This is a genomic window from Arcticibacter sp. (assembly GCF_045629565.1).
Classification (GTDB): domain Bacteria; phylum Bacteroidota; class Bacteroidia; order Sphingobacteriales; family Sphingobacteriaceae; genus Arcticibacter.
In genome coordinates this window covers 1-7,280 of sequence record NZ_JAZQRL010000128.1, presented here as the reverse complement: position 1 = coordinate 7,280, position 7,280 = coordinate 1, and the positions used below count along the sequence as shown (strand labels likewise).

Sequence of the window (7,280 nt, the reverse complement as noted above, 5' to 3'; positions counted from 1 at the left end):
ATAATAAATTGCCGTACAATAGTAATAAACTACTATAAATCACTAGTAAGCACCTTGTAAATTAACGGGTTATGATGTGGTTTATCTTTGAATAAAAACACGTAACTATGTTCAAAAAACTAATAGAATTATTCAAGAAGTTGATCGGAATTAAGCCGCCAGTGTCAGTACCTGATCCGGTTATTATCCCAACAGATCCGCCGATTGTTGTGCTGCCTGTTGAGACTGAGCCGGAACCACCCGTTATTATTCCTCCCATGGTTGAACCCGAACCTATACCGGAACCAGTGACGCCCGTGGTAGTGCCTCCGGTAGTAGTACCTGAACCTATAGTGACCCCACCTGTCGAACCAACCGTTGAAACAGTCGGCAGCGGCTCCGGTGATTTAAACCTGCCGAACGTATCAGGCAAATCGATCAAGGTCAAACCAGGCACATACAATAATATCAATATTGGTGAATGCACGGACAGCGTAATTGATGCTACAGGGGTGCAAATGGCTAAAGATGGAAGCGTATATTTCAACAAGCAAGCTACCAACACCGAACTGTACGGAATCAAATGGAACGGCCACTATTATAGGGCTATATTCATTCAGGCGCAAATGAAGAAGTTCTACCTGCATGATCTCGCCTTTAAGGATGTGAACAACTACGTAATTTCAGATGAATGGGGTGATGTATGGGATGGAACCGACAAAACCGCTAAGACAGACTGGAGGTTTGAAAACATGTCTTTCGATAACTGCGGTCAGGGATTCAGCGGCAACAGCTTGATTGACGTGGAGGGCAACAAGATAACCGGAATGTTCAAGAACTTCAAGATGAAGGGTATCACCGTTAACAACTGCCAGAACATGGGGTCATTCGTTTGGATGGGTGCTTGTAATGGGTACGACATTTCCGATGTTACCATTGATGGTGTAAACATGAATTTCCCAGATAAGAACGTACCGAACGGCCCTCACAACGGTATATTCTCAATTACGGGAAATGGCAAGCTGCATGATGTTAAATGCCAGAACCACCAGGGCAATTTAATCCGAGGCTGGAATATATCGTTTAGCAAAACGCCTGCTACCACCGAAATATTCAACAATAAGGTATTTAAAAGCTGGAAGTACGGTGCATTTGAGCTTCAGACGCCACCACATCTTTTGCAGTTCATGGAGCGAAATAAAGACAAATACACCTTTGCCAACGCTAAAGTTTACGGGAACGTTGCAGGTAAACTCAACAAGTCTAAAGATTGGGAGGGGCAAATGCTTGACTTATACACGTTAGGTGGCGGCTCACTATCTTACTACGATAACATAGGCTTTGAAATGGTTGCAAGCAATCCGCAATATCATCCTGTTACAAATATGATTAATAACATGAGTGATGCTAAGGTGATCGAATACAACAACAAGTACTATGCGACACAGGCTGAATCTGGGATTGTTATTGATGATGATGATACTGAGCCGCCGACTCCTGTCAAGCCCGAGCCGGTGATCGAAAAACCAGCTGCACCAGAACCTGTAAAAACTCCTGTGGTTGTCCCTTTGCCAGTAAAGGAGAGTGAGCCATTGCCGCCTGCTGCCAAAACATTAAAAGATCTGCCTGTCACATTTGGCATTGCCATGAAAGCCACACGGTTTGATAACAAGAAATATATGCAGATCATAACCGATAATACCAAACGGATATCTGCAGAGAATGCCTTTAAATCAAGCAGGCTTTGCAAAATGCGCGGTAAGATCGGCGAGGGAGCGGAAGCTCTGGCGCTCCTTAAATACGCTAAAGAGAATGGAAAGCTTGTACATGGCCAGTGCATCATCTGGCCAAAGGAAACGATCGGCTACCTTGCCGAACTCGAAAAAAACACTAAACTGACCGCTAAAGACTGGGAGGGTATTCTGAAAGAATTTGTCCAGACCTGGGTTAAGTTCTTTAAGGGAAAAATGCGATCGTGCGATGTGGTAAACGAACCATTCAATGAATCCGGGGACGTTGATAAGAAAGGTAGCCTGAGGGATTGTGTATGGCTTAGGAAGCTTGGCCCGGACTACATCAAGCTTGCATTTAAATACGCGCATGAAGCGGATTCTGGCATGCTTCTGTTTCTCGCAGACTATGGCCACGAGTTCGGCGGGAAGAAAATGGATGCATTAAAGAAGTATGTTGCTGAATGCATCAAAGCCGGTGTGCCAATTCATGGGCTATCCTTGCAAATGCACACCAGGATTGGAATAAGCCGCGCAGATCGTAAGAAAGCATTAACACTGGCTGCCGCCACAGGGCTGCAGGTGTACATATCGGAGTTTGATATGTCGGTAAGGTCCGGACTACCTGATACTTTCTCCCTTACGCCTGATCTGGAAGAGAAACAGGCTAAAATGACTGTTGAGTTTATCCAGGATTACCTTTCTGTAATTCCTAAAAAGCAGCAGTTCGGATTTACTACCTGGGGCGTGAGTGATGATGACACGAACATCAATGCGGACTATAAGAATGCCGACCACGATTACCCGCTGTTTTTCGATAAGAATTACAAGGCCAAAGACGTGTATCATGCCATATTGGAGGCGATTTAATTACCAATCTACACAAATAAGCCGACAGCCCTCTAGCACAAACGCTAGGGGGTTAACTTTACATTGATGGAAAGAATCAATGAATAGCAGGCACAGAATCAAGCCAGAAATAGCTACTCAGCTAGGGCTAACAATCAACAGCAGCGGGAAGTATCGCCTCAATCCAAAACAAAAGGAACGGCTCGATAAGCTTACCAATAACGGCACTCAAACCAACCAATACGAGAAGCGAAGTCCTGTACTAAGTGCGCTTAATCCAGATGGTTCAATTATGACTATCCAGGAGTATTGCAAAGTGTATGGATTGGACTTCGACGATGTACGTTCGTATAAACTCATTAGCCACACAGGCGTTCCGTTCTACAATATCGCCAGCCACACTATTGAGGGTGACGACGAACTGACCATCGAGGAAATCCGACAAGCCATTGCTGTTGATCTGGCAAAATACACCTACATTCCGAAAAAACCATTAGACAATAAAAAGGTTGATGTTGTTAAATTATCTGACCTACATTTTGGCGCGTATATCGATGGTCTAATCAAAACAAAAGAGTTTTCAATCTCTATCCTTGTTGATTATTTAAACGATGCTGTACGGCTTATAAATGACCGTAACAGCGATATTGTGCATGTGCATATCTTAGGTGATCTTATCGAATCATTCACAGGAATGAATCACAAAAATAGCTGGAAAGGATTGCAAAAAGGAATGATAGGAGCGGAGGTAATTAAACTTTGTACTCAGGTCTTGCATACCGACTTTCTATCCAAGATCAACAACCTGGGAGAAGTCAAGATCATTGCAGGAAATCATGACAGAGTAACATCGGATAAAAATGAGGATACAGACGGTGGTGCTGCTGATCTTATTTCTTGGGGATTGAAGCTAATCGGATATAGCGTTGAGTTTGATCCTTTAGTTATTACCCATGAGGTTGATGGTATCTGCCATATCCTTATGCACGGAGATAAGCCAATCAGCAAGAAGTCCACAAAAGATATATGTTGGGATTACGGCAGGCAGGGGATGTTCAATCTAGTTTGTGAAGGGCACCTGCATAGTATCATTGAAAAACTTAGTGTTGCTCAACGGTCATCATTTAAGACGGTTAAAGATGACGCTGTAGATCACAGGCGCATGTACTGTCCTAGTTTATTTACCGGCAATTCATACAGTGAACATTTAGGCTATACCTCCAATGCAGGCGTGGTTATAACTCGCAATAACGGCAAAGGAATCCCGAATGTACATTACTATGCTTTGTAGTGTATTACGCCTTATTGGTAAGCTAGATACGTGTGTAGGGGGCACATTAGGCGGTAAATTTGTAAGTAACAGAATAACAGTAAAGTATGGCAAAGTTTGAGATTGCAGAAAGATTAACGGGAATAAACGAAGGAGGGTATGCAAATAATCCATCTGATCGTGGTGGAGAAACTTTTGCCGGAATTGCGCGTAATTTCTGGCCTAAATGGGTAGGTTGGAAAAAGATTGATAAATATAAGGCTGAATATCCAAAATTAAGTCCTGCTTTAAAAAAGCGATTTACGCTTGCTAAATGGATAAACAGTTCCGCAAAGGTTCCGTCTGAGGGTGTTAGTCAGATGATCTCAGAATTTTACAGAGTAGAGTTTTGGTTAGCGAATAAACTTGACCAGATTAAAGATCAGCAACTTGCTAACTCAATATATGACTTTGGAGTAAACTCCGGTAAAGGTCGAGCGGTTCAATTCTTGGAACAAATCTTCGGAGTGAAGAAAGACGGAATAATGGACCCTGTTGTAATTGATTTAGCCAATAAGTCTAATCCTAAGCTGATTTATGAGAAGTACAATGCAGCTCGTGAGGCGGCTTATAGATCATGGGCTACGGGTGATCAGGCACAATTTCTTAGATCATGGTTAAGCCGTTTAGATAAATACGTCGCATAATGGCTGAGGAAAAAGATGGGGCAAAACAAGATATGATTGATCGTAAGATATCTTCACTGGAAAGGATCTTTGATAAGCTGTACCTAGCCGTTAAGAGCGACGGTAAGAGCACGATTGTTGTTATACTGATCATGTATAGTGTTTTCATTACTATAAAGTACATAAACCTCAATGACCTGTCTAAAGCCGAGATAATTGCAGAGGTGAGGCGTACAGCAAAGGCCGAAGCTGAAAAGCAAGTAGCGCAGCAGATGCAGCCTATAAAAGATAGTCAGGCTGAACAGGGCAAGAAAGTGGATACGTCTTTAAATAATCTAAATGGTACAGTTGAATCCGTTAAACAATTCGTTAAGAAAAACATCAAGAAATGAGAAAGCTATTTTTAATCTTATCGGCATTGCTACTATTTGTAGCGGCCTCCCCCCAGAAAGTTGAACAGTATAAGACACCGCGTCAAAGAAAACATATTGAGCCTTTAAATACAAAGATCGATAGTGCAAACTTAAAGGCGTCAGAAATAAATTCAATGCTAAGAGGCGGAATATGAGATTAATAATGGTACTCGTGGGGTGCTTACTCCTGTCTAGTTGTGGCTTGTTTAAACAAACGGTAAAGGATAAGGAGCTTGTACGAACGGAACACACAGAGAAAACTACAGCGGATAGTATAGGGCTTATTATCGATAAGTCTGTGGTGGTTGAACGCTCCGAGGTAGACACAACGGTGGTGGTACCTAAAAAGGTTGTAGAGCAAACCAAAGAATCGGTTAACATGGATAGCCTTATAAATGGCATTACGATCATATCTGATGCCCTGGTAGATGTTCAGCTAATGCTTAATCCCGTGACAGGCGCACTGAAAGCAATTGCAACCCTGCATCCCCAATCTATTACTGTGCGCGGGATAAGGACTATAACGACTCACAAGGACGTAACTCAACGATCCGAGCAAAAGAAAGCTGTCCTAGTTAATGATAAAGCGGAACGTAAAACAGTTCATAAAGAAAAGGAACCTGCTAAAATGGGGATACTTCTAGCTATTGCAGTACTCCTAATCCTCCTATTCGGTGCATATAAACTGCTAAATCAAAAATAAATATTCTCAAAATGAGTTGATTGAGAATATTTATACTTATGTTTGATCATGCTAATGCGGTGCGATCAAGTTAGCTAACAAAGAAATTAAGAGCCTGGTTATACGGATTGAATCGCATCTCAGTTTGTATAATTCAGGCTTTGTTTATTTAACCAAAAACCAATGATGATTACTAATCCAAACGATCCGGCACAACCTGTGATTGTAGGCACGTCCGCAGATGTAATTCCACAAGTAGGATCAAGTACATGGCAAATGCCAGGACTTTCTAAACGCGAAGCAATGGCAATGGCTGCTATGCAGGGGATGTACCACAATGGCGTAATGACTGAACACGGTCAGGTAAGCAGAGATCCGCAAACAATCGCTACATACGCTGTAATGGCTGCCGACGCTTTAATCGAAGCACTTAACAAGGGAGGGGAGTAGAGATGGCACATTCATTTCCTGAAAAAATAGTAAAAATTAGCAAAGACCGGTATTGCTGGGGTTGCTCTAAGAAAATGGATAAAGGAACCATGTGTTTAAAACAATCAGGTGTTCATGAAGGTGAAGGTTTTTGGAACGGATGGTATTGCGAAAAGTGCGCCAGTTTCATTAAGACCAAATCCTCTTTTGATTGGTTCGATTACCAAGAAGGTTTGTGCCAGGGAGACTTAAAAAATCACGATGACTATACGACACATTCGGTAACGCCATTGAATCAATTAAAGCTCACATGAGAACACCACTTGTAATTGCAGTCCTCGCTATCATCTATGTTTTACTTTCTTCCTGTGAGAAAGAAGATACCCCAGAGAGATACAGGCGACCTGATCAGATAATAATAAACAGAATGGTAATTGAAGTTAAACCAAGAAAGAAATGAGTAAAAAATGGAAATTATTTGGTGATGAATGCCCTATATGTGGCAGCGAGGCCGAAGTGTTTACAGACAGCAAGGATGATGGCTTCGCTTATGATGATGATGATGATAGGTGTGTAGAATGTGGCCTTGAAGGTAATGTTATTATTGGCGACGAGGATGATAACGGCGGCTGCCCCGCTTATGTTTCATGGAGTGATTTTGATGATGACGAGGAGACTGTCTCATGACCCTCTCGCTACACGGCACTGGAATAGGCTGTCCAACCTGGAAGAAAGTAGTAAGCGTGATTGTAGCCTTGTTTATCATGGCTCCTGTTGCAATAACAATATTTAATCATTTAACCGCCTGAGAGGGTAAAAACTATGAGTAGAGTAATAACATTCAGCCGTGTTTTCCCGGCTTACCATCCAAAGAAAGGACAGCCTACATATTTCGTCGAGAGAATTATGGAATGGTTCTACGACAATCAAAATCCACAAGGGGAATCGGTATTTAATATTATTTCAGACTGCAATCCAACCAAACTTGTAAGTAATTTCATTGACACCCTTTCTCCGGACGTTCGGGTATACAAAAACCACACTATCCGTGCTGGCCACCGTTGGAAGGTCGGGGATAAGTTCTCCCCTCGTGTGTGGTCTGGTAAACCGTATCAATCCAAGATGATCACCATTGCACCGGATATCGAGATTAAGAAGGTTTGGAACTTTGAGGTAGACGAGAACGGTGTAATATCCTTGGGAGGATTTTACGTGCTTGATTGTGAATCGGAAGAAAAGATAGCAACTAACGATGGGTTGTCG

At 42.3% G+C, this 7,280-nt stretch carries 8 protein-coding genes; all 8 read left to right on the top strand.

Annotation, left to right across the window (positions count from 1 at the left end):
- Positions 1-107 precede the first annotated feature (107 nt).
- A complete protein-coding gene (locus tag ACKI5J_RS18770) occupies positions 108-2,579 on the top strand; it encodes an endo-1,4-beta-xylanase (RefSeq protein ID WP_407431288.1) in 2,472 nt (823 codons plus the stop codon).
- 79 nt (positions 2,580-2,658) lie between these two features.
- Complete coding sequence (locus ACKI5J_RS18765; protein ID WP_407431286.1) at positions 2,659-3,849, top strand: hypothetical protein; 1,191 nt, start codon at positions 2,659-2,661, stop codon at positions 3,847-3,849.
- Positions 3,850-3,935: 86 nt separating this feature from the next.
- The gene (locus ACKI5J_RS18760; RefSeq protein ID WP_407431284.1) at positions 3,936-4,514 is read left to right on the top strand and encodes a glycosyl hydrolase 108 family protein; all 579 of its coding nucleotides are present in this window, start codon (positions 3,936-3,938) and stop codon (positions 4,512-4,514) included.
- Positions 4,514-4,885, top strand: a complete 372-nt coding sequence (locus tag ACKI5J_RS18755) for a hypothetical protein (protein ID WP_407431282.1) — start codon at positions 4,514-4,516, stop codon at positions 4,883-4,885. The genes ACKI5J_RS18760 and ACKI5J_RS18755 overlap by 1 nt, the downstream gene beginning before the upstream one ends.
- Positions 4,886-5,108: 223 nt before the next feature.
- On the top strand, positions 5,109-5,609 hold the full coding sequence (locus ACKI5J_RS18750) for a hypothetical protein (RefSeq protein ID WP_407431280.1): 501 nt from the start codon (positions 5,109-5,111) through the stop codon (positions 5,607-5,609).
- 162 nt (positions 5,610-5,771) lie between these two features.
- On the top strand, positions 5,772-6,038 hold the full coding sequence (locus ACKI5J_RS18745) for a hypothetical protein (RefSeq protein ID WP_407431278.1): 267 nt from the start codon (positions 5,772-5,774) through the stop codon (positions 6,036-6,038).
- Positions 6,039-6,473: 435 nt separating this feature from the next.
- Positions 6,474-6,704, top strand: a complete 231-nt coding sequence (locus ACKI5J_RS18740) for a hypothetical protein (RefSeq protein WP_407431276.1) — start codon at positions 6,474-6,476, stop codon at positions 6,702-6,704.
- Positions 6,705-6,839: 135 nt separating this feature from the next.
- A partial coding sequence (locus ACKI5J_RS18735) for a hypothetical protein (RefSeq protein WP_407431274.1) occupies positions 6,840-7,280 on the top strand: 441 nt, incomplete at its 3' end.